Source organism: Paenibacillus sp. FSL K6-0276 (genome assembly GCF_037977235.1).
Classification (GTDB): Bacteria; Bacillota; Bacilli; order Paenibacillales; family Paenibacillaceae; genus Paenibacillus_AQ.
In genome coordinates this window covers 879,017-903,080 of record NZ_CP150276.1, presented here as the reverse complement: position 1 = coordinate 903,080, position 24,064 = coordinate 879,017, and the positions used below count along the sequence as shown (strand labels likewise).

The following is a 24,064-nucleotide window of genomic DNA, read 5'->3' as shown; positions in this document are numbered from 1 at the left end:
GGTTTAAGATAGTGAAGCGCAATAATAGCTGCAAATACTATATCAAGCACCTCTCTATCGCTCGTAGAGTTTGATGGTGTAACAGAAATAGGCAGATATTCTGGCTCAAGTATCATCACCCTTGCTACCTTCCCAGTTTCCCAGTGGTACCTTGCAAGGACTCCTCTTTCACAGCGGCGGGACCGCGCGGGATTCACACCCGCTTTCCATTTAACCAATCTATGATTGTATTTCCGAAACATTCATAATTGGCACCTATTGCTAATATTAAATTTTCCATGCTCCATCATATCTAATATGTATGCATTTGTCATGTAATATTTGTTTTTTATATAACAAGTAGTTGGCGATAATCCTATTGAATATCAGATCATTTTAACCACAATATACTCTTTTTCTCTCAGCTCAAAACCATCCTCCATCACATTAAGATAAATGGAAATCACTAATTCATATATGAATTTACCACAAATTAGTAAGGCACTCACTAGAAATGTTCTATGTTAGGGTATTTGGTAAGCGTTAACAAAAAAATAATGGAGGTGTTCGTTTTCATCTAACCACTAAGTACTGAGGCAAGGCCAGATTTAAGCATCCTCAAAAATTATCTTACAAAGGAGAATTCAATGACTACTCGAATCCAGAAATCTTTCTTATCCGCACAAGGCTACAAAAGCATCCGAATTCCGATCAATTGGGATTCACACATAGGCGAAGCACCGAACTACACCATAGAAAAAGCTTACCTCGACCGTGTCGAAGAAGTTGTCGGCTGGACGCCAAGCTTTATGTCATGATCAATGTCCATCACGACTCCTGGTTATGGGTAAGCCATATGGAAGAGAAGCATGATGAGACGCTGGCGCGTTATAATGCAGCATGGACTCAAATTGCGGACCGCTTCAAGGATAAATCCGATAAGCTGATGTTCGAAAGCATCAATGAACCCCGCTTCACAGATGAAGCGAAGATGGAGCAAATGCTTACTGAGCTCAACACCTCCTTCCATCAGATCGTTCGGAACTCCGGTGGGAAGAATGCGGTACGCCCACTAGTTCTACCTTCATTAGAGACTTCTCCTACGCAGCCTAGAATGGATCAGCTCTACAAGACGATCACAGCTCTAAACGACCCGAATATTATCGCGACCGTTCACTATTATGGCTTCTGGCCGTTTAGTGTGAATATCGCTGGCTACACCACATTTGAAAAAGATATAAAAAACGATATCACCCAAACTTTTGATAACGTTTACAACACATTCGTAGCCAAAGGAATCCCTGTCATCGTCGGTGAGTTCGGACTGCTTGGATTCGATAAAGACACAGGTGTGATTGAACAAGGCGAGAAGCTGAAATTCTTCGAGTATCTGACCTATTATTTAAAAGAAAAGAAAATGACCTCCATGCTCTGGGATAACGGGCAGCATTTCAACCGCAAAACGTATAAGTGGTCCGATTCCGAGCTGCACAACGTATTAATGTCTGGTCTGAAGGAACGTTCCTCCAGCACCGAAAGCGATCTGGTCTATCTAAAAAAAGGTGCAACGATCAAAGACACCAAGGTGAAGCTGAACCTAAACGGCAATAAGCTAACCACGATTAGTGTAAATGGGAAATATTTAACCAAGGGCAAAGATTACACCTTGAATGGCGAGGAGCTCACACTCAAAGCCAGCCAACTCAAAAAACTCACAGCTTCTCAAAAATAAGGTGAAAATGCCGTGTTAACGCTGAAATTCAACAAAGGTGTTGCATGGAGACTAAAGGTCATCGTGAATGACACTACCAAATTAAGCAATGCTAAAGGGACGACCGAATCGTTTGCTATTCCGACTACCTTTAATGGTAGCCAGCTTGCCACGATGAAGGCTGTATATAGCGCTGGAGGAAATGCAGGCCCTCAAGACTGGACTCCATTCAAGGAGTTCGGCAATACCTTCTCACCATCTTATAACACGAAAGAAATCAAGCTGCTTCCAGCGTTCTTTAAAGATGTAAAAGACGGTGAAGTGAGTCTTAAATTCCACTTCTGGAATGGCGACGTTATTACGTACAAAATCACGAAGAGTGGAACCAGTGTTGTAGGAAAGTCTTCTTAGCCTTCCGCTGTTTAACAGAAATAGGAGTTTCCCTTCACGGGGACACTCCTATTTTTAATTAAATCATATATAAACTTCTTCATACGTGATCAACATCAATCGATAGACCAGATATACTCCAAGGTAGGCCCCTGTAATAAGGAACATTGGGTTCAGAAAAATCGCATGGATCGAGGTCATAAATACCGTGTTGTCTCTTAATATTTCATATATGGCTAGGGCAGAAATATTGCCTAAAATAAGCGTAGACAACACAGAAGCTACATTGAAAACAATACGCCACTTTATCCATTTCCGTTGTATCATTAGCATGGCGATGGGAACCACTATACTACCAAATACGATTAGAAATTTCATCTAGCCAGCCACCTCGGTATCTCTTTAATCCTCCAGTTCAACACTTTCGATTTGACCTTCGGCATTCACTGCCCACTCGATTTCAACACCTGGCATCAACCCAAGCTTGTCCTCATCTTCGATCACTACATGATCGGAAATGGTTATGGTCTGCTCTCCCCCACCTTCGACTTTAACCGTAACCTGTTTACCATTAACTGCACTAATCTTCCCATCATATTCAATCTGATGCAAAACAATCTTTTGACTCGGATCCGTAATGGTGACCCGCTTGCCACCGTCTGTCAGCAGCTCAATCTTTTTATGATAGCCATCCTTTAACGTGACATCCTTAATCACTCTCTGAACGCTAACACCCGCCGGAATTCCCTCTGTATTTGTACCGGACGAGGTATTGGGTTGTTCTGTTGCATTGTTCGTAGCCGCAGGTGCAGTCGCTTCTGTTGTAGGCTTTGGAGTGGTTACTTGTGTGGTTTCATTGGCAGCTTTAGAACAGCCACTTAATAGGACAGTGCATGCACAGATCAGACAAAGAATTGAAGCTCGAATCTGGCGTTGTGTATTTCCTTTATTCCGTGTCATCATTTACCTCCGCAGTTAAATTTTTTCCAGTTCTATTAGTGAAAATAGTTTTACCTCTTACCTTCCTTTTATTCACCAGAAAATGGGCCATCTGAATTACACCATATTATCACAGCGTCATAGCACGCCCGTATCTAGCTAAATACTCTTCCTTCTCCTTATAATCCGGCATGAGGCTTCCAACCCGACGCCAAAAGGAGCGATCATGATTCATATGAAGCAAATGGCATAGTTCATGGATGATCACATAATCGATAACCTCCACAGGAGCCATCGCTAGGCGATAGTTAAAGGTTAGCTTTTTATCCGAGCTACAGCTTCCCCACTTGGTTCTAGACTCAACAATGTCAATGGTCTTTGGCTTTACTCTAAGCTGTGTCTGATATCTATTAATCCTCTCACCTACAATCTTCTTACAACTCGAGAAATAGAATTTCTTCAGCTTAAGTTTAAGCTCTTCTTCATTCAAATCTCCTGTCTCTATTAGCTCTTGCAGAGCATAATATTTACCTAGATACAGGAACTTACCTTCATCTTCATACTCTCCAGTCTTAGGGCTTTCCGCTGCCACTGCCGCAATGCTGTTCAGCTTCTCCACTATTAGTTTCCCATTACGTTCTACCACGCTTTTAATCGTCTCTTCACTTGTTTTCTTGGGAACTTTGAGCGTTATGCGCCCTGACGAATCTATATGAATGGAGATTTTCTTGCCATTTCCATATTGAACATTAAACTCGATCACCTGATTGTCGTAATCAATCTTCATATCCACCATCGTTTCTATAAGGTTTTTCGCAAAAAAAAGAAGAACGCGTTTAGACGTCCTCCTATTTTAACATGATTCATCAATACACTGGATATCCCGCTACAAACATAGCTAGGTACAGAAGACTCCCCACAACTGACACTACAGTAAGCGCAACATCCTTTGACTTCTCTTCAGTGAGCGCGACAGCAGCAAAAGCTAGTGGAAATGAAACAAGCAAATAACGCGGGGCTGACAGCAGCCAAGTAGCACCCACTACGAACGCAAAATACACGATGAAATAGGCGGTGTATGAAGGCCTTAACTTTTTCGCACCCATGAACATGATAATTAGTGCTGTGAATATAGCGATTAAATTGGGTAGCCATATGCCGAGGAAAGAACGACTATCTCCACTCTTAAAGGTGCCCACAGCATATTCCATCTGATATCTTACCGTATCAAAAAAGAGATAAAACCGCTGAGACCAATGCTCCCTCTGGTAAATACTGAACTGAAACGCATTTCCCGTAACGTAGTAATTGATATAAAGATAAGCCAGCAGACCCATCGATATGATAGCGAGACAGCCAAAGGCGGTGGTGATTCTATGTATAAACGCTTTTTTATCTAGTAATTTATAGTTCCCTATCAGATCACGTCCAAATTCAATTGCAACCGGCACAATAAGAAGCACTCCTGGAGAACGAGTAAACGCTGCGAGTGCACCGCATAAGCATCCGATGAACCATTCTTTTTTTCTCACAAAATATAAACACATCAAAGATAAAGCCAGGAATAGAGATTCAGTCATCGGAATGAAGAAAAAGAACGCGGCAGGGAAAATGAAAATATACTTCACGACTCGCATGGCATTCTTCCGATGCATATCTAGTGCAGCAAGCTCATAAGCGACCAAGGCAGCGACAATTGAAGAGATATTGGAAACGATGAATCCAGCGACAAGATAATTCCCTACGAATACATGAACTACTTTGATTAGATTTGGGAGAAAAGGAAAAAACACAATATGGTACTTCGGATCTCCCTCCGTCAGGTACCAGTTCTCAGCAATACCCAAATAATGTGAAGCATCGATCCCGAATATATGCCAGGTCTCGGCTATTTTGCTAAACAGACCCCCTGAATAACCATTCTGTATAATCAAAAATGCATAACCAATGAGCATAAGAAGGATACGACTCGCCAATATCCAGCCGATAATATAAAGCCAAGTCCGCTTTCTATCCCTCTCATTCCTCTCCTGAATTACCTTCTCTGCTGTATTCGACAGCATAAAGTCTGACAAGACAGGTATAGTGCGTAGCCCCAATAATACAAAAAGTACAAAACAGATCAAGGAAGCAAGGGTGCCCATCACAGTCCAACTATGGGTCGAAATTGCCCAGTAAATAACCGTCACCGTCATAAATAGCATGAAGATAAAGGATATGATTTTGTCGTGCTTTTTCATTTGATCCTCCAATTATTTAGTCCGAACAATAGTATAAAGAAGGGGATTAATGCGTATAGAAATATCATACTTACCCTCATAGCTGAAATAAAAGTTCAACGGCAATTCATCATCACTTTGAAAACTGTTCGACATCCTGTAGGTTATATACAATTTATCCTCGCCCTTGCCGTATGACCATGATTCTTCGATAGAGCCTGTTAATGGCTTTAGCGGAAGAGCCATCCTGTCAATCGTTTGGACTGATTTCTCGACTTTTTCAGCCTCTTCATCTTCCACAGGTTTGTAATGCTCCAGAAAAGCGCGCACCAGTTCTCTCGCATTTTGATAGCCGCTTTCCGATCTGGGAAAAACGGTTCCTATTCTGTAACCAATGATTTTATTGGTCGCAACATCTACCACAATCTGTTGCTTAAACTCCATTTGATTGACGGTTAGGATATCATCCTGCATCATTTTACCCAAAGTTGTATCATATTCACCCACCGCATCCGCAATCCCAAGAGCAGCAAGCCCTTCTTCGCGCGGCTGCATGAACACAGCCCTGTGCTCTTCCACCTGTGCGAACAGCTCAGCATATTTGGGTCTGTCCTTGCTACATGAAGTAGATAGCAGGGCAAGAACGACTATTCCGCAAATGAGAATGAAGTATGATTGTCTCATACGAATACACCTCCTGGTCTCACGAAACCGGTTTGGTTGAGCAACTTCCTAAACCTTACCATATATTTGAATAAAAGATACAGATATTCATTCCTTATATTGGAAAACTAAAGCATACCCACAGCAGGGAGCTACAAAGAAAAAGTCCGAGCGTATATGCTCGGACTTAGACGAATATCATTCAAATGGATAGATCCAGAAATGTTCTGTTCCAAAACGATCTTGGATTTCTTTATCCTCTAACGGGTTGCTTCCTAATAACTCAGCCGCTTGGAATTGGGATTTATGCGCCTGAATGGACGCCATCTTTTGCTTCAGGAAATCTCTCACATCATTGATAACCTTTGCCTCCCCAATCTCTTCAATATTATTGGCGAAAGCTATACAGTGAACAGGAGGTCTGTCCTCCTTAGGCAGTCTTGCAACGGTTCGAATCACCGCAGCTCCGGTAGCATCATGATCAGGATGAACGCTGTACCCCGGATAGAACGTAATGATCAGCGAGGGATTAAGCTCTTTTAGAAGAGCATCAATTTTTCCATCCAATAGCACTTGATCCTCAAATTCAATCGTCTTATCGTGGAAACCAAGCATCCTTAAATCCTGTATTCCAATGGCTTGGCAGGAAGCTTCCAGTTCCTTCTTACGTATTTCTGGGAGGGTTACCCGATTCGCAAATGGCGGGACGCCCATATTTCGGCCCATCTCCCCAAGTGTCAGACAAGCGTAAGTGACTTGGGTGCCGTTTTGCACATGTTTAGCTAGCGTTCCAGATATACCGAAGGCCTCGTCATCCGGATGCGGTAATATAACTAGAATATGTCTTTCCACTGAACTCCTCATCTCCTCTACCATTAGAACGGCTCCCGGCTTAATTGTAAGGATACGACCAGTTTGCCTTGGCTGTCATGCCCGGCCAGAATCAATCGGTCTGTCTCACTCTCTTCATAGTGAGTTAGCCCTTCAGAGTACACCCAACCCTGCGACATTTTCAAGCCGACTCGATAAGGTCCGTTACCGGAAATCGATCCATGAGAATATCGGATCACAGCATTGGTAATGAAAGTAGCAGCTGGGTGCTTAGAACTATCGAAATGGGCAGCGTATGCTCCCGTCGTCATCTCAAGATGGATATACAGATCCTGATCTTTAAGCTGGTCGATCCTATCTTGTATTTCTGATTGATTGATTAGCTGCAAGGTTACGCCTCCATATCTGAATGAATATATTCATACGAAAAATAAGATCCATGCCTTATTAAGGACGGATCTATTAAATGATAAGCTTGGTAGCTCATAAAGTATAACCTGCAAAGCTATGTAATTCAAATGGATGCGGTACATTCTAAGCTTCAATTTCCCTCGACTGTCGTAATTCATGCTGCTGTCAAGAATTGAATTATTCTTATGAACGTTGTACTCAGCGATTCATTCTTCCAGCCTTTTATCCAGAATTGGGCGTATGAACCAAATGTAATAAAGCAGACAGAGAAGCAATACTACCGATGTCAGAAAAAAGGGCAGCTCGTAATCCTGTCCGATCAAAATCCATCCCGTAAGCAGAGCGGCACCGGATGATCCGAGGCTCCGAAATACGGATCTCATCCCTGCGTAGAGATTCCTCTCCCGCTCCTTAAAGGCAGACATCAACTGGCTGTCCAGCAGATTAGAAAGCATCGTAAGCCCTCCCCCGCGAACCAGAAACACAATTGTGAACATCCAGACCGGCATGGCCCAGGATAAAGAGGCGAACACGAGTATGTTAACCAAAAAGACAGATACGATGGCCACATTATGGCCGAAACGTTCTAATACGTAAGGCGTCATTAAAGAAGCTGCAAACAAAATAGCTCCGCTTACCGCCAGCAGAATTGACACTTTGTCATCCATCCAGTTCAGTCTGTACTTCACAATTACATTAAGAAATGACCCGGTAATGGCTATCGCTCCTCCGAGTAGGGCCATGAATACCGAGAACAACCAGAGTGTGCCGGAAGGCAGCTTTTTCCTCAAGCCAGAGACTTCGTGGCTCACTTCCAAATCTCCGGATGTTCCAACCGTTTCTCTTTCCCTACCCTCAGAGGGAAGCCAGAGTCCTCTAATCATACTGTGAACTACGAAAACCAGTGCAGCAAGCAGTAGCGTAAGCCCGTAGCCTTCCCCGCTATCAGCCAAATTCGGCAAGTATCCGGCTGCCAGGGTTCCTGCCCCGGTAAATGCCGTAAACACGGCAAACATCAGGGAGAAGGCACTTGCTTCTTCCTTGCGCGAGGCACAATAGTGGAATAGCAACTGCACCTCAGTCGTCTCCACAAGAGTAAGGCCAATCGAGACCAAAGTTTGAGCCAAATAGAATATGCCGGAATGATTGCCAATCGCATAAAGTGCACTTCCTGCCGCTATAAACATGATGCCGGATACCAGCAGCTTTTTACGACCTATACGGTTTGCCGATATGGATACAGGAATAGCCAATGCCCCCATGATCAGTATACCTATGGACATGAGCAGCCCGATTTCATCCTCCTTCATTCCTTTGGACAGCAAATGCAAATTAAGAACTAGCGAATACATACCGATGCCGATGCCATACATGGCTTCGGTCATAAGAAACCGGCGGACGCCGACGGACAGGCGCAGCAAGTTCCTCATATACCCAGACATACCCATAACCCCTTTCCTTGGTGAGACAGTCAAATAGGAAGGGCTCCAAACGAACGGAGCCCCTCTACTTTCAAATGTATTTTTAACAAGAAGAAACGACTGCGCCGTCCTTCAATGGACGGCATCCGTTTCTACGAGAAATATAAGCAAAGTATGATGAAAGATATACTTTCTTATATTTTAAATGTAGGGGCCAAGCCCTATACCGGCTGTGTCTTCTTTAGGTAAGCCCGCCACGTGATACACCATTGTGCGGGATCATCAAGAGAAGATTCCACATTCCTGTGAACGGTACTGCTATGTGGAGCTAATTTAACGATATCCGGCTGCGTGTAAGCTTCATTCGAAATATGGGTCAGCGCCTCGATATATTCGTCAAGATCTTCCTTCGAATAAGATTCAGTCGGCTCCAGGGTGAACGGCTGCGGAACGATGTACGGATGATGGGATGTCCAATAATGCAGGCCGAAATCACACATCCGGCGGGTGATGTCTTCTGTCGTTACCCCAGTCTCATCCGCAAGCTGCTTCCAACTGTACCTTACCTGTTCAAGACGCCGACCTTTGATGTAAGGAGCGCTGGCTCCGCGGATTTGCAGAATTTTGTGATACAGGTAGTTGTTATTCAGTACAGCGATCTGGGCCACATTCTTAAGGCCATCCGGCCCCAGGCTCATAATCCAGGCATAGGAGCGAAGCACAGTCTGGGCCACGCCGTGGAAGCTGCGGACTTTGCCGATGCTGTCGTCGCTTTGCTCTACAAGGACATAACGGCTGCCGTCCCAGTCAACAAGCGGTCCCGGCAGGAAACGCTTAAGGGAATCTGTTACCCCAAGAGCGCCTGTAGCCGGCCCTCCGCACATGTGAGGTGCGGCAAAGGTCTTATGCAGGTTGAAGAAACACATGTCAAACCCGGCTTCTTTGGCTCGGGTGATGCCGAGCAGCCCATTCGCGTTTGCCTGATCGTAGAAGCAGATTCCTCCTGCTTCATGAACCACGTCCGTGAACTCGCGGATACGATGGTTGTATATGCCTGTATCTTCTGGGTTGGCCACGACGAAACCCGCCGTGCGTTTGGAGACGGCATTCTTCAGCTTCTCCAGATCAGGGAATCCATCTTCGTCAGGATGCAGTGTAATGATCTTATATCCCTTAACCGCTGCGGTCGCCGCTTGGGACGGATGTGAGAAGATGGTCGTAATGATCTCATCCCGTTGGTCTCCCTCACCACGTGAATCGTGATATGCGCGGACAATGGAAGCCATGGCCAGCAAGGCCTGGGTGCCACTGCTCGGCTGGAACGAGAAGGCGTCCATCCCTGATATTTCACGCATCGCCTGGTCCAGCTTATAGTAGATTTCCAGGATGCCCTGAACGGATCCGGCATCCTGCAGTGGATGCAGCTCCATCAGATTTGGGGTACGTATAAGCATTTCATTGATACGGGGAATATACTTCATCGTACACGTCCCCTGTCCGATCTCTACGTTAAGATCCGAACCCAAAGTCTCTTGGGAGAGTCTTAAATAATGCCTAAGAACTTTGGCCTGACCGATCTCGGGAAGCGCCGGCGCTTCTTTTCGCCGCATGGCTGATGGAATTCGGGCTGAGCCTTGGCCGACAGCCTCGGCAATTCCAGCCTCGGTGCCTGGCGGGATTACCCCGCGCTCACCCGACCGGTGAAGCTCGAAGATCACCGGTTCATCCCATTTGGCTTGGTGAAAGCGGCGCACCTTGTGGTCTCTACGAATCCGTTTCATGGCTTTCCTCCTACTCTTCTGTATTATTGATCCTTGCAGACAATGCTCTCGATAGCTGACGCAAGCCGGTTCAGATCTGACTGCATATGAATTTCAGTTACGCAATAAAGAGCACATTGTCCCCACTGGGGATAAGCAGACGACAGATCTTTTCCTCCGAAAATCCCTTCTTCCAAAAGACACTTGTTAATCTCAGTAACAGACATTCCGGTCTCGTTGAAATCCAAGACAAATTCTTTGAAAAAGACTGTATCTTTGAATCGCAAAGAGACCCCCGGAATGGCACACAGCTTATCCGCCGCATATTGGGATTTCTGCATAATGGTCTCCCCTACTTCCTGCATACCCGCTGGTCCAAGCAGGGATAGATAGACTCCGGCGGTAATTCCCCACAGTGCTGTCTGTGTTCCTACCGACTCCTTCCCATTCTCCCGGAGGGCAAAGGACGTACGCTCATAGGCCACATCGCCGAAGCCATACTCGCCTTCCACTTCTGTAGGAATAATACCGAACAGGCGGGACGGATATTCCATCACATAAGTCTCTTCATCCCGGGTAGCGATGAATCCAGCTTGACCCCCACCATAGTTCATATGCATGCCTAGCGGCTGTAAATCCCCACAGACAATATCAGCGCCGTAACGGCTTGGTGGTTCCAGTACGCCAAGGGAGATCGGATCAACGCCCACAATAGAGATAGCGTTCACCGCATGCACAAGCTCAGATATTTCAGCGCCTTGATCCTCAATAACTCCGAGGTAACCCGGATTCTCGAAGTAGAACGCCGCCGTTCCTTCCTCAAGCTTGCCCTGCAGATCATCCAGATCTATCTTTCCTGTCATCGGATCAATCTCCACATACCTAATTTCCATTACAGGTGTACAGTAATTGGTTATGATCTTGGCTTTATCCGGATCGACAGATCTGGAGAGCAGCGCAATCCTGCGGCCTGTAATCCGACCTGCCATTCGGATAGCCGTAGAGGCCGCCTGTGCCCAGTCGAAGGTAGGAACGTTAACTACGTCCATATCGACGAGTTCGGCCATCAGGCTCTGATACTCAAACAAGGACTGAAATCGGCCGTGGTCTTCGTAAGGCTCTCCTGCATAAGCCGTCACGAACTCCGAGCGCTGATTAATTTCATCGCATACAGCCGGAACGAAATGCTGCCAGCAGCCCGCTCCGAGGAAGTTGATATAATCGGCGCCATGCTTGTTCTTCGCAAGCAGAGCCTCGATATGCCGACGAAGTTCATATTCATTCATAGCTGGAGGAAGATTCATCTCCCGCTTGAGCTTCAGACTGTCCGGAATCGCATCATGCAGCTGGTCGATGGAGCTCAGGCCGATTTCCTTCAGCATGGCCTCCCGGACTTCCGGTACTGTGTTCGGGATATAGGGATGGGCATAAGTTCTGTGTTCAGACAAGGTTAACGCCTCCGTCCTTAAAAAGTTGATTTAAAGTGTTCATTTCTTTAGTCGTTAGGCAATGCCTCCACCGTCCACAACAATTACACTTCCGGTGATCCAGGAAGACAGATCGCTGGCCAGAAACAGCACTGCATTCGCGATATCACGTGGTGTACCCAGCCGCTCCAGTGGACGCCCCCCCGCCGAGGCCACCAGGAAGGCAGCTTCGTCCTGCTGAAGCTGCTTGGCTTCATCGCGCAGAAGCGGCGTATCCGTGTCGCCCGGGGACACGCAGTTCACGCGAATGTTCGCGGGGCCGTGATCAATGGCCATAGCCCGGGTGAGGTTGACCACACCAGCTTTGGCTGCACAGTAGGAAGCGGCGCGGTCTCCGCCTTTAAGGCCCCAGCCGGAGCCGGTATTAATGATGCTGCCACCGCCTCCGCGCTCCATCACCGGGATCATATATTTGGAGAGTAGATAGACTCCCTTAAGTGATACATCCATCACCAGATCCCAGTCGGCTTCCTCAAGCTCGACAACGGTCTTGCGGCGGATAATCCCCGCATTGTTGAACAGAATATCGACTTTGCCGTGCGCGTTCTCAATCTCTGAAGCGGCACGCTTGCAGTCCTCCGAAGAGGAGACATCGCAGCGGTGGAAGCTTGCTTCCCCTCCCCGCCCTTTAATCTCATGAACAGCCTGCTCCCCTTGCCTTACATTGATGTCCAGCACAACCACATGTGCTCCGAAATCTGCAAGCAGTCCGGCCGTAGCAAGGCCAATACCTGAAGCACCTCCGGTAACTACAGCTATCTTTCCGCTTAAATTGAGTACATCCTGTGTGTGGAGCATGCTGCCCCCTCCTCTCATTGTTGTGGTTGTGGTAACCCGAACAGCATTTGTCTACCAAGCCACTCCGGCGTTGTATCTTCTGATAGAAACGGAGCGAGCAGAATACGAAATGTAAAAGCTTCCGATGTTACCTTATGATCCGGCATCTGGGCAGGTCCACAAGTGTTGCTACCCAGCCCATTCTGCCGGTAATCCAGATTCAGCGTGACGAAGTCACGCGGAACAAGCTCGCTTGCATGTTTTGCCTCTTCAAGATCCTTGTCCGTATAACGGTGCGCACTGAATTCAAGAGTCGGAATACCCGCAGCAAGTAGACCAAGTCCGGATGCGTCTGTGACGGATATCCATCTAACATCCATCCGGTTCCCATTCTCCTGCGGATATATATATGGAGTGAATAGTCCATCAATTGAAGCTGTATACACTCCAACACGGCATGCCTCTTTGCTGTCCGAATAATTCTCACCGGGACCCCGGCCATACCATTTCACCCGATCCAGGTCGCCAGGAATCTCCATCTGGAGTCCAATCTTAGGCAGCATTTCTGGCGGTTTTCCCTCCGGTGTGCCCTGCACATCCATAGTGATTTGCCCTATGCTGGTTACGGTATAGGTAGTTACACACCGGAACCCCCAATCAAAGACTGGCGGAGCAATCCTTGAGCTTACAGTAATGCAGATGGTCCCTTCGTCAAGCCGGGTCCAGCTAACCTCATCAACGCGTTCTGTTAGCCGGTCCAGGTGCGCTTTGCGCCAGTCCGGTAGCACATACATGTCATTGTCGATCGGCGCACGCCAGAAATTCAGGCGCGGTCCGGCTTTCATTAGTTCCTTGCCATTCAGACGAAGCGAACCGATTCGCCCGCTCCGCGTGTCAAAGGTCATACGGAAGTCATCATTTGCGAGAATGATCTGCCCAGCGGCTTCTGTGCAGTGAAGATTCTGCCAGATCTGTTGACTTCCCATCCGGATAGCAGCATTGGAGGGGGCATCTGAATGCCCTGTATGACTATCGCCAACACGATTCTCCAACTCATCCTGCATTAGAAACTGAGCCCAAGCCACTTCATGACCCTGCTCCGCCCAAAGACAGTCAGCGGCGATCGAAAAGCAGATGTTCAGCCACTGTTCCGCATCCTCACTGCGAAGGAGAGCATCAAGACTGTGGTCATAAGGAATCTCCACTTCTGCCTGTCCGCCCGCTTCAATCTCTGGCAGTGCAAGAACTCCGCTTTGAACGGTACGTCCATCCATGGTGATGCTCCAGTCAGCATGAAGGTGATCCAGTGTCAGGAAATCATACCGGTTAATCACATTTACCTTATTCCTGCTTATATACTCGACCCGAACCGGCTCGATAATTTTCTTGTACTCAAGGAGTCCCGGTGATGGTGTCCGATCCGGCCGAACCAGACCATCGATGACAAAGTTGCTGTTATTCGGCACATCCCCGAAGTCCCCACCATAAGCGTAATCAGCCTTCCCGTCTCCCGTCTGCCAGCTCAGCCCGTGGTCAATCCATTCCCACACAAAACCGCCCTGCAGTCTATCGTACTTGTCAAAAGTATCAAAATAAGGTCTTAATCCACCGGGTCCGTTGCCCATGGCATGCGCGAATTCACACAGAATATGCGGCTTCGGATGGTCAGTCAACTGACCGAAACCTTCCATTTTCTCAACGGAGGAGTACATCGTGCTTACCACATCACAGACTTCAGCTTCGCGATCTTCTTCGTAATGAATAAGTCGTGTCGGGTCAGCTTCTCTGCACCACTGCGCCATCGCTCGGAAATTGCAGCCGAAGCCGGACTCATTCCCAAGCGACCAGAAGATCACGGAAGGATGATTCTTGTCGCGCTCAACCATCCGCTGAACGCGCTCCACATAGGCTTCCTGCCAGGCGGGATCGTCACTGAGTCTGGAAATGTTGCCAAGCAGCTCGAACCCGTGTGTCTCCAGATCGGTCTCTTCCATAACATATAAGCCGTACTCATCACACAGATCATAGAACCGAGGATCATTCGGATAGTGGGCGGTTCTTACGGCGTTGATATTGTGCTGCTTCATCATCTTGATATCCTGTAGCATGGTGGATACAGTGACTGTGCGACCTGTATCAGGGTGATGATCATGACGGTTGACACCCTTGAGCTGAATCGCCTTTCCGTTCACCAGAAATTGTCCGCCGCGCACCTCAACTGTGCGGAATCCAACCCGCTGGGCCGTCATCTCTACCGTCTCTCCACTTTCATCCCGCAAAGTGATCAGCAGATGATATAAATTGGGGGATTCCGCACTCCACAGTTCCGGATGACCTACCGGCATTACAAGCTGCACATTTTTTCCTGCAGTAACCCGATCCTCAGCCCATGCAACAGATTCACCACTCCGTTTAAGCAGCTCAAGCCGCAGACGGCCCTGTACAGCAGCTTCCCCTTGTATATTCACTTGAACGGACAAGATCCCATCACGGCATAATTCATCCAGTTCCGTTATAATCCGATAATCGGCAATGCGGAGCGAAGACGGCTCGGAGAGCAGATACACATCTCTAAAAATCCCACTCATCCACCACATATCCTGATCTTCCAGATAACTGCCGTCCGACCATTGGTACACTCTAACGGCTAAGGTATTGTGGCCCGGTTTCACATAAGGAGTGAGATCGAATTCTGAGGTCAGGCGGCTGCCCTGACTGTAGCCGACCGATTTGCCGTTCACCCAGATATGAAACGCACTATCCACCCCGTCGAACTTAATGGCGACATTCCGCCCGTTCCAGAATTCGGGCAACATGAACGCTCTCACATAACTGCCTGTCGGATTCTCGTCAGGCACATGCGGGGGGTCTGCCGGGAACGGATAATATAAGTCCGTATAATGCGGAGTTCCGTAACCTTGTAGCTGCCAGTGCCCCGGTACCTGAATCTCATCCCAGCCGGAAGTATCATACTCCTCCTCGTAGAAGTGATCCGGAGCCCACTTTGGCCCCTTTGCATAGTTGAACTTCCACATACCATTTAAGGATTTGAACCAGGGTGAGCTTCCCCTATTGTAAGTTAGTGCCCCTGACCAGTCAGAATAGGGGATGAAGTAGGCCCGGCTTTTGGCCCGCCCCCGCTGAAGGACGCCAAGATCATCCCAATCCCTCCCGATAGTTTGCTGTGTCATGGTTCATTTCTCCTCTCTTTTCTCTACTCTGCTCTGTGCTATCTGTTCAGTTCTGTTCTCTGTTCCTTGTCAAATTTCCCATTCTCTATTAACTTCCCGTAACCGTAACGGCAACTAACCTTTAATGCCCGTAGTCGCAATGCCTCCAACGATATAGCGCTGAGCGAAAAAGAAGATTGCCAGCGGCGGGATCGAGATCAGAACAGTAATCGCCATAATAGACTGCATATCCACACCGTACATCCCTTTGAACTGTGAGAGCCCCAGGGTCAATGTGTATTTCGCCTGGTCGTTAAGGAAAATGAGCGGCCCGAGATAATCGTTCCAACATCCCATAACCTGGAACACAGCGACCAGGATCAGCGAAGGCCCCATCAGCGGGACAATAATCCTCGTCAATACGGTTAGCTTATTGGCTCCGTCGATTGTAGCTGCTTCGTCCAGCTCACGCGGGATGGTGAGAATGAACTGCCGCAGCAGGAAAATGAAATAGGCCGACCCGAAGAAAGACGGTACAATAAGGGATTTGAGCGTATTAATCCATCCCAGAAAGTTGAACAGCATATACTGCGGGATCATAGTGACTTCCCAGGGAATCATCATCGTTGCGAGCACAACCAGGAACAAAAAGTCCCTGCCCTTGAACTGAAATCTGGCGAATCCATAGGCAACGAGCGTGCATGAAATCAGTTGACCGAACGTCGACAGGATGGTAATAATCAGTGTGTTTTTCAGAAACATATTGAAGGGTTGAATGTTCCATGCCTCTGCAAAATTGCTGAACTTCCATACAGAAGGAATCCATTTTGGTGGAAAAAGATAAAGCTCGGACTGTGACTTAAGTGCAGTCGTAACCGCCCAGAACAGCGGGGCTATGAACAACAGTGAAAAAAAGAGCAGCAGCACGTATACGAGTATTTTCTTCACAAAGAACGTCTCCTTCCTTGAGCCTTCAGCTTCTCCTGAGGATTCTTCTTCATTTCACCTTCGTAGAACACCCAGGCTTCCGATGATTTGAACACAATGAAGGTCAAGCTGAGCACGATCAGGAACATGAACCAGGCGTTAGCTGCCGAATACCCCATTTTGAAATACTTAAACGCATTCTCATACATGTACATGGCATAGAAATAAGTTGCTTTCATTGGACCGCCTCCGGTCAGCAATAAAGCCAGGGTCAGCTGCTGGAAGGCTGCAATGATGGAAGTAATCAAGTTGAATAAAATCGTCGGCGTGATCATCGGAATCGTCACACTGAAGAATTGTCTGATCTTGCTTGCCCCATCAATGGAAGCGGATTCATAAAGATCTTTCGGAATCCCTTTGAGACCAGCCAAAAAGATCAGCATCATCGAGCCTTGTCCCCAGAGACTTGCGAACACCATCGCTACTAATGACCACTGCTTATCGTTGAGCCAATCAGGGCCCTGAATGCCGATCAGGGACAGGAAGTAATTCAGAATCCCATAATCACCGCTGTATACCCAAGACCAGATCATAGCCAGAGCGACGCCTGATATAACGGAGGGAATATAAAAGGCGGTTCGGAATATGGCACTGCCCCGTGTCTTCTGATTCAGGAGAATCGCAAGCCCAAGCGCCACAATGATGTTCAATGGAACGAACAGAGCCGCAAATTTGAGGGTGACCCCGAGTGAGGTCCAGAACAACGGGTCATCCGTAAACATATCCGCATAATTGCCAAACCCGATAAAGCGTACTTCGCCGACAATCGGCCAATCGAAAAAAGAGATGATAAGGGAAAATAACAAAGGCCCCAAGGTGAACACGAGGAATCCGAAGATCCAGGGAAAAATGAAGAGGTAGGGAACAACCCCACCCCATCTACGTTTTCGTGTAGGCTTGAGCTGGGCTATAGGTTCCCCTGCTTGATGCAGAAAGGTCTGAGCCATCTCTTAACCTTCTTTCTGTAAATGTGTTATTTCAAATAACGTTCACTATCTTTAACAGCCTGATTCAGCACTTCCTGGGCATTTTCGCCGTGCATAACCGCTTCCACCGCCGCAGAGAGCTGGCGGTTCACTTCATTCCATTTCGGATTGAGCAGGAACGCCGGTGTGTTGCTGGAACGCTCCAGCATCGTGTAATAAGGTTTATATAGCGGGTCCTGATCTTTCTTCAGCTCGTTTACGACACTGACCCTTACAGGCAGATCCGCCACACGCATCTTGATCGAATCATTGGACACATAGAATTTCACGAATTCCCAGGCCAGATCTTTCTGCTTCGAATCCTTGGCGATGGACAAGGCGGACTCCGCAAGCACCCCTTTGACTGGTTTGCCCGGGAAGGCCGGGATTTCGACTGTACCTACATTTATGCCTGCCGTCTTGAACGATTCCAGCGGCCAGATACCGCTCTCCCACATAGCGATTTTACCTGCTTTAAAAATGTCATCTCCGCTCTGCTGGCCTTTGCCTCCGGTCAGCACAGCCGAACCGTTCTTAACCATGTCGCCGAGCATCTGGATGGACTCAGCTGTCTCTTTGCTGTTCATAAATCCTTCAATCGTTTTGCCGTCATCAGAGATGAATGAGCTTCCGTTGCTCCATACGAAGCTCTGTAGGTCATACGTATCGTTCTCTGCGCGAACCCCGAACCCGTACTGCTTCTTCGATTTATCGCTGAGCTTGGCCGCGATGTCCTGGAACTCCTTCCATGTCCATCCATCCTTCGGGTAAGGTATCTTTGCCTCATCGAACAACTTCTTGTTGTAGTAGACCACGCGTGTGGTGAACCCTGCCGGAATGCCATAAAGCTTGCCGTCAATTTTTCCATAATTGAACAATCCCGGATAGAAATCTTCAATGTTCAAGTCTTTATCTTTGCTTGAATAGCTGTCCAGAGGTTCCAGAGATTGATGATAGGTTGGAAAATCCCACATATACATCACATCAGGCGGATTGGTCGCCCCGAATCCGGCGGCAAGCTTCTGATCAAAACCGTCTGCATAAGCCTCTACCTGAACCTTCGTGCCCGGATGGGCTGCTTCAAATTTCTTGGCGATGTCTTGCTCAATCTTGAGCGTGTCTCCGGTATCCCATGTCGCAAAACGAAGCGTCTTCGTCTCCCCTGAGCCCGCAGCGCCTGAGGGTGATGAGCTTTCACTGTTCCCCCCGCAAGCCGTGACCATAGTTGCCATTAACGTTGTGGCAAGTACAATAAGAGAAATTTTCTTTTTCACTGTGGCAGCCTCCCCTTTAAATGAGGTTATAATAATTGAACCGCTTTCATCTTAACTTTTATGAAAGCGGTTCAAAACCGATATCTATTCGAATGTTTGTGTACTTTTGTTCGATTTATAGGCCGGGGTGTCCATCTGTTCGGGTCTCGGCGTCTTTTTGTTGTATGCGGTAATGACTAGGCGTCTGACCCGTGCAGCGCTTGAACCATTTACTGAAATATTTACTGTCCCCGAGCCCCGTCCGCTCCGCAATATCCTGCATCGTCAACTGCGTATCCCGTAGCAATTCCTTGGCCAGCTTAAGCTTACGTATATATTGGAAAGCCACAAAGCTGTCGCCCACCGTCTTCTTAAACAGGATCGAGAAATGGCTTCGGCTGAGCCCTACCTGGCCCGCCAATTCGCTAACCGACCAGTCCGCCCCAGGATTCTCGTGCAGAAGCTTCACGGCCTTCCAGATCGGTTCAGGCCAGTCCTGAGACGAAATACCATGCAGCTTCTCAACTTCCGCTTCTTTTTGAAGCGCCATGAAGGCCTTGCTTAAATCTTCAGCGTTGCGCAGCGGTCCTCTCTTGGCCCACTTCAGCTTCTCGGTTTGGCTTTTCATCTGAACAAGCAGGCTTCCCGCAGTCTCCAGCTCGTCACCAGGTACAATCCAGTAGCAAAGGTCCTCACCGTAAGGGATGATAACAGATGCGCTGTGGGGCATCCGGCTATTCTCATCCTCTTTAACCTTGGCAAGATCCAGATAGGTACGACCACATCCGTAGGTCTTGACCAGATAAATATACAAGGGTTCCCTGTTCGGCGGCAGCTTCTCCCCAATAAGCTTATCCATTTCGTCAACAAATTTGCTACTGTGTCCACTAAGCCAGGCAAACAAGAGAGAGCCCAGCCGTTCTCCATAGATTTCGCTTGTTTCAGCATCCGCTACGAGAGCAGGGGATGTCAGCTCCCTCTGGAATATCTCCAGCATTCCTTCGAGTTCTTCATCTTCAAAGGCCGTCTTAAGCAGATATCCTGAAGCGCCAAGCTTGATTCCCTGCTGGGCGAATTCGAAGTCACGGTGACAGCTCAACAGAATAATCCGGGTGTCCTTATCGACTTCTTTAACTTTGCGTAACAGCTCAATCCCATTCATCTCTGGCATGACGATATCGGTAATCACTATTTGGGGTAGATGAATCTGATAGGCCTCCCAGGCTTTAAGGCCGTTCGGCGCATCCGCCACCACTTCCATCCCATACTTATGCCAAGGTATTGTGGAGCGAAGCCCTTTGCGCACGATACTCTCATCATCTGCAATTAACACTTTAATGGTCTTGGTTGTCTCCATATGGACTCTCCTCCTTCTTGGGCCACCGAATTACGATAGTGGTGCCTTCACCTTTCGTGGATTGAACCGTCAAACCATACTGCTGTCCGAAATGCAGCTTGAACTTCTGGTTGGCGTTCTGTACGCCGAGCCCTCCGCGTCCCTGCGGTTTACCTTCCGGCTTTGCAAGCATAAGCGTCCTTAGCTTCTCTTCCGTAATCCCTGCACCGTCATCAGTCAATGTTAGCAACAGATGCTCACCTTCCTCCCTCACATTTAACGAAATGTTCCCCTTCCCGTCTTCAAATCCATGAAAAAAGATGTTCTCAAAGAGCGGCTGAAGGGTCATACGGGGAATCAGATACGGCTTGAGTTCTTCGCTGCAGGTCTGTTCATAGCTGAACGCGGATCCATAACGAATCACCTGGATTTTCAGAAAATGCTCAATCATGCGGAGTTCACGGCCCAGAGTGATCAACTCCTGGGAGATATCCAGATTACCTTCAAGTACCATCGTCAGATGATAGAGCATCTGGCGGATATCCTCCGCCCCTTGGAGCCTTGCCTTCCACTGGATGGAATTCAGCGTATTGAAGAGCAGGTGTGGATTAATTTGGTAGTGGAATGCCTTGAGCTCGGCCTCCTTCTTCAGCCGCTCACTCTGCTCCACTTCCTGGACAAGGGATTGAATCCCCCCCACCATGCGGTTGAAGCTGGTATCCAGGCTTCCGAGTTCATCTTTGCCTTCCACCAGGGTCCTCGTATGTAGCTTGCCAAAGCTGACCTTCTGCATCGAGTCTTTAAGCCTGCGGATTCGAGCTGTGAATTTCGATGAGAATATATAAGCTAGCCCAAAGGCAAGCAGACAAGAAACAATGGCTACAAGTACCGTGTTGGAGCGGATAAGGCTCGAGGAAAAATAGAAGTCTTTGGACGGCACTCTCGCTTCAATCTTCCATCCGTTGGCTGCCAGGGTCCTGTTCCACACTACGTCACTGTCGTTTGGGGTGAACGGTGCTTCTGACTGGTAAATAGGCCGCTCTTGGGAATCAGTTATCGTCAAATGCGCTTTGATATCCTCCTCAAACATATGGAACATATGTAGAAGAACCTGCGCATTCTCTTCAATTAAGATAGTGCTTCCATGCTGGGTTCCAGCCGGATTATTAATCCGTACGGCGAGCCCCAGTATAGGTTCCCCGGTAACCGAATCTCCCATGCCATGACTCATAGGATAGAAGCCCAGCCAATAGGGACCTTTGGATGAACGGGTAATGGACCGCCAGGCGGGAATATCGCTAAGCTTACTGACATCCAGATTATTCTCCCCATAGTAATAACCAGAGCGGGTAATCAGATAAATACCTCTCGTCAGATCCGTCTTAAGGGATTTAAGCAGCGCCTCGAAGTCATCTTTATCCATAATCTCCTGATACGTGGTCGGAACGTGGTCGCCTAGTCCCCCCCGCGCAGGATCAAGAAGATAAGAATAGATCGTTCCTGTCGTCTGATTCATCCGGTTCAAGGCGGAACTGATCTGCTGATCAAGTTGTGCCACGGTGTTCTCCCCGTATTTCCCGAATTGGGAGTTGATGACTATGGCTGATTGATAATAGTTCAAGGCTCCCAGTGACAACAGCGGAATAATCGCGACAATGAGAAAGCAAAAGAGTAGCTTAGTCCGGATGCTGAAATAAGAGCGAATAGAGAAGCGATGATATAACTTCTTAAAGAAATGACTCAACATAACTTCTCATCCCCGCTTTATATATTGCATTTTTATACTTGAAGTGTAGCATGGACTGGCACACTCGGGAATATCTCGAAAAATGGGAAAGCACTTCCCCTCACGCCGGTCTTGACCAGGAGGAAGTGCCCGTATGTTTTTAGGTTGTATACTCGTGCCCCAGTATTAAGAAGACACTTGAGGTCCAGGTGAATGCCCTGTCACGAAGACCTTGACCCGTCAGGGCATCGAAGTTCTCGGCCATGCCACTCTTGTTCAGCATTTCGCAGAATCGGCGGGCTACCTCGCTTGCCAGTTCGATATCCCCCGCCGCGGCCACGCCTTCCACAAGCAGCATGGTTGATGGTGCCCATATTGGGCCCCGCCAATAGCCATCCGGCGTGTAGTAAGGGCTCTTCACGCTCTCTGTAGCCCAGCCGTTCGGCGTCAAGAAGCGGCTCTCATCCCGCAGGCCGTCCAGCAGTGAGCGCAGGATGGGCTCCGGCAGCCGCTTGCCGAGCAGAATGGGCACGAAGAGCAGCAGGCTATCGCCGTCGGATACTTCGTGAGTTCCGGAACGGCAAGCTGTGAACCTTCCATCCTTCCAGAAATGACGCAGCATTTTCTCCAAGGTCTCCTCGCCTAATCTTCTCCATGCGGTGCTTTCGTCGGTAAGCCCCAGAAGCCCAGCAATTTCGGCAAGCAGTTCGATTTGCAGGATCAAAAATGCCGCCAGATCCGGACTCTCCACCGGAATCCCGTTATTAAAGGCTGTACTGTTGTCCCAACCCGAATCGTTTCCATGATTGTACTGTGGTATACCGTCCCTGTCGTTATCCCGGTAATGGAACCACCAGTTCGTCCACTTGCTCAAGGGTCCATACACTTCACGAAGGTGGGACTCCTTAATATAATCCGTCCGCTGCATCATCCAGGCCAGTGTCCAGCCATGAATAGGCGGCTTGTTGCAGTTCCAGAGCTCATACTTGTCGTTGATAAAGTCCGGAATTAGGCCGCTCTCATCCTGGCGGTCGAAGAAGATCATAAACTGATCCCAGGCCAGCTTTGGATTATGCCTAACCAGTGCCATCGCATTGAAGCAGTGATCCCAGCTCCAAATATTCGTCATCCAGTTCTTCGACATATACATAGCTGGCCGGGTCAGGCATCCTTCTGCGGGAACCAAACAGGACCAGGTAATATAAGCCGCCAGTTCACGGCCGTCCTGCCAGCGTTCGGGAACGGTCAAGCTGGCACCCAGCCACTGGTTATATTCCTCTTGCACCTCTAGTACCGCTTCCTCCCATGGCGTCCAGTCATCACGCCGTTCCCACACCGTGCGGAATTCCTCCACCGCGAACTCGGCAATTTCCGTACCAATTTCAGGGATGAACTCCGCCACAATGCGAGAACTCTTGATTTTGTCCCAAGGCACCTCCATCCGGAGAGCCCCGGTTAACCGGGTGAGCATGAACCGGCATTCATGGGTGAAGCTGTTTACTTCCCAACTGCCTGCGCTGTGTTCATAAGCATAATCGTAGGCGGATGTACGGAAGGTGAGGCGGATGCCACATCCTTTGCTCTTGAACCGGACCGTGTGGCCATCTGTAATACAGATCTCCGCATAGATGTTTTCGGTATCCGTATTTAAACGAAGCAGAGTAGGCCCGGCCTTGGCCTCGTACGGGATATACTTATTGCTCTCGTCCAGCAGTTCAATTTGAAAAGCCTCACCAAATTTGTCATCCCCACCACGCACGGTCCGTAAGTAAATTCCCTCCACCCTAACATCCGATTCAGGTAGTTCAGAAATAGCGAGAAAGGTGCCTCTTCGGCTGAAGGGTACCGTGTTAAGATTAAAGTTCATATCGTTGGACTCCTTTCCAAGGGAAGTATGCGCTTTCATTTTATCCAAGGCGTTAGATATGCGGAACAGACAGGTGTTAGCGATGGGGAGTCATATTGTTGGAGTGAGAAGTCTAACGCAGACACGGGTGTTTTTTTGTTAGATGATCAGGGGTACAAATGTTAGCGCGTCT

The 24,064-nt window shown here is 48.1% G+C and carries 18 protein-coding genes, 1 pseudogene and 1 riboswitch; of the genes and pseudogenes, 1 reads left to right on the top strand and 18 read right to left on the bottom strand.

The genetic code is table 11. The features are described from left to right. Window positions 1-72: 72 nt before the first annotated feature. A riboswitch (cobalamin riboswitch) is annotated at window positions 73-274 on the bottom strand. Between the two features lie 379 nt (window positions 275-653). After that, a pseudogene (locus MHH52_RS03940) lies at window positions 654-2,101 on the top strand (cellulase family glycosylhydrolase); the annotation flags it as partial. A 63-nt stretch (window positions 2,102-2,164) separates the two neighbouring features. On the opposite strand, the gene MHH52_RS03935 reads toward MHH52_RS03940, so the two are convergent. The 18 genes from MHH52_RS03935 to MHH52_RS03850 all read right to left on the bottom strand — a co-directional run bounded on the left by MHH52_RS03935 (window position 2,165) and on the right by MHH52_RS03850 (window position 23,892). Beyond that, window positions 2,165-2,458, bottom strand: a complete 294-nt coding sequence (locus MHH52_RS03935; RefSeq protein ID WP_340006775.1) for a transposase — start codon at window positions 2,456-2,458, stop codon at window positions 2,165-2,167. Between the two features lie 24 nt (window positions 2,459-2,482). Continuing rightward, window positions 2,483-3,043 carry a hypothetical protein gene (locus MHH52_RS03930; RefSeq protein ID WP_340006774.1) on the bottom strand — a complete coding sequence of 187 codons (561 nt, stop codon included), beginning with the start codon at window positions 3,041-3,043 and terminating at the stop codon, window positions 2,483-2,485. A gap of 106 nt (window positions 3,044-3,149) precedes the next feature. Next, the gene (locus MHH52_RS03925; protein WP_313637042.1) at window positions 3,150-3,806 is read right to left on the bottom strand and encodes a SprT family zinc-dependent metalloprotease; all 657 of its coding nucleotides are present in this window, start codon (window positions 3,804-3,806) and stop codon (window positions 3,150-3,152) included. A 79-nt stretch (window positions 3,807-3,885) separates the two neighbouring features. Beyond that, entirely contained in the window at window positions 3,886-5,259 is a 1,374-nt protein-coding gene (locus tag MHH52_RS03920) for a hypothetical protein (protein WP_340006772.1), read from the bottom strand. 12 nt (window positions 5,260-5,271) lie between these two features. After that, window positions 5,272-5,922 carry a hypothetical protein gene (locus MHH52_RS03915; protein WP_340006770.1) on the bottom strand — a complete coding sequence of 217 codons (651 nt, stop codon included), beginning with the start codon at window positions 5,920-5,922 and terminating at the stop codon, window positions 5,272-5,274. A 177-nt stretch (window positions 5,923-6,099) separates the two neighbouring features. Beyond that, complete coding sequence (bshB2, locus tag MHH52_RS03910) at window positions 6,100-6,753, bottom strand: bacillithiol biosynthesis deacetylase BshB2 (protein WP_340006768.1); 654 nt, start codon at window positions 6,751-6,753, stop codon at window positions 6,100-6,102. Window positions 6,754-6,776: 23 nt separating this feature from the next. Beyond that, window positions 6,777-7,121 (bottom strand): YojF family protein, encoded by a 345-nt coding sequence (locus MHH52_RS03905; RefSeq protein ID WP_313637046.1) that lies wholly within the window; start codon window positions 7,119-7,121, stop codon window positions 6,777-6,779. Between the two features lie 228 nt (window positions 7,122-7,349). Beyond that, window positions 7,350-8,585 (bottom strand): MFS transporter, encoded by a 1,236-nt coding sequence (locus MHH52_RS03900; protein ID WP_340006766.1) that lies wholly within the window; start codon window positions 8,583-8,585, stop codon window positions 7,350-7,352. 200 nt (window positions 8,586-8,785) lie between these two features. Next, a complete protein-coding gene (gene gcvPB, locus MHH52_RS03895; protein ID WP_313637048.1) occupies window positions 8,786-10,345 on the bottom strand; it encodes an aminomethyl-transferring glycine dehydrogenase subunit GcvPB in 1,560 nt (519 codons plus the stop codon). Window positions 10,346-10,368: 23 nt separating this feature from the next. Beyond that, complete coding sequence (gene gcvPA / locus MHH52_RS03890) at window positions 10,369-11,772, bottom strand: aminomethyl-transferring glycine dehydrogenase subunit GcvPA (protein ID WP_313637049.1); 1,404 nt, start codon at window positions 11,770-11,772, stop codon at window positions 10,369-10,371. A gap of 54 nt (window positions 11,773-11,826) precedes the next feature. Next, window positions 11,827-12,609 carry an SDR family NAD(P)-dependent oxidoreductase gene (locus tag MHH52_RS03885; protein WP_313637050.1) on the bottom strand — a complete coding sequence of 261 codons (783 nt, stop codon included), beginning with the start codon at window positions 12,607-12,609 and terminating at the stop codon, window positions 11,827-11,829. A 14-nt stretch (window positions 12,610-12,623) separates the two neighbouring features. Further along, window positions 12,624-15,779: a glycoside hydrolase family 2 TIM barrel-domain containing protein gene (locus MHH52_RS03880; protein WP_340006764.1), complete on the bottom strand. Its 3,156-nt coding sequence runs from the start codon at window positions 15,777-15,779 to the stop codon at window positions 12,624-12,626. Between the two features lie 114 nt (window positions 15,780-15,893). After that, window positions 15,894-16,706 (bottom strand): carbohydrate ABC transporter permease, encoded by an 813-nt coding sequence (locus MHH52_RS03875; RefSeq protein ID WP_313637053.1) that lies wholly within the window; start codon window positions 16,704-16,706, stop codon window positions 15,894-15,896. Beyond that, complete coding sequence (locus tag MHH52_RS03870; protein WP_313637054.1) at window positions 16,703-17,692, bottom strand: sugar ABC transporter permease; 990 nt, start codon at window positions 17,690-17,692, stop codon at window positions 16,703-16,705. Before MHH52_RS03870 ends, MHH52_RS03875 begins: the two co-directional genes overlap by 4 nt. Before the next feature lie 26 nt (window positions 17,693-17,718). Further along, the gene (locus MHH52_RS03865; protein ID WP_340006761.1) at window positions 17,719-18,984 is read right to left on the bottom strand and encodes a sugar ABC transporter substrate-binding protein; all 1,266 of its coding nucleotides are present in this window, start codon (window positions 18,982-18,984) and stop codon (window positions 17,719-17,721) included. A gap of 115 nt (window positions 18,985-19,099) precedes the next feature. After that, window positions 19,100-20,320 (bottom strand): response regulator, encoded by a 1,221-nt coding sequence (locus MHH52_RS03860; protein WP_340006759.1) that lies wholly within the window; start codon window positions 20,318-20,320, stop codon window positions 19,100-19,102. Next, complete coding sequence (locus MHH52_RS03855) at window positions 20,298-22,046, bottom strand: sensor histidine kinase (protein WP_340006758.1); 1,749 nt, start codon at window positions 22,044-22,046, stop codon at window positions 20,298-20,300. Before MHH52_RS03855 ends, MHH52_RS03860 begins: the two co-directional genes overlap by 23 nt. 139 nt (window positions 22,047-22,185) lie before the next feature. Further along, window positions 22,186-23,892 (bottom strand): trehalase family glycosidase, encoded by a 1,707-nt coding sequence (locus MHH52_RS03850; RefSeq protein WP_340006757.1) that lies wholly within the window; start codon window positions 23,890-23,892, stop codon window positions 22,186-22,188. Window positions 23,893-24,064: the final 172 nt, after the last annotated feature.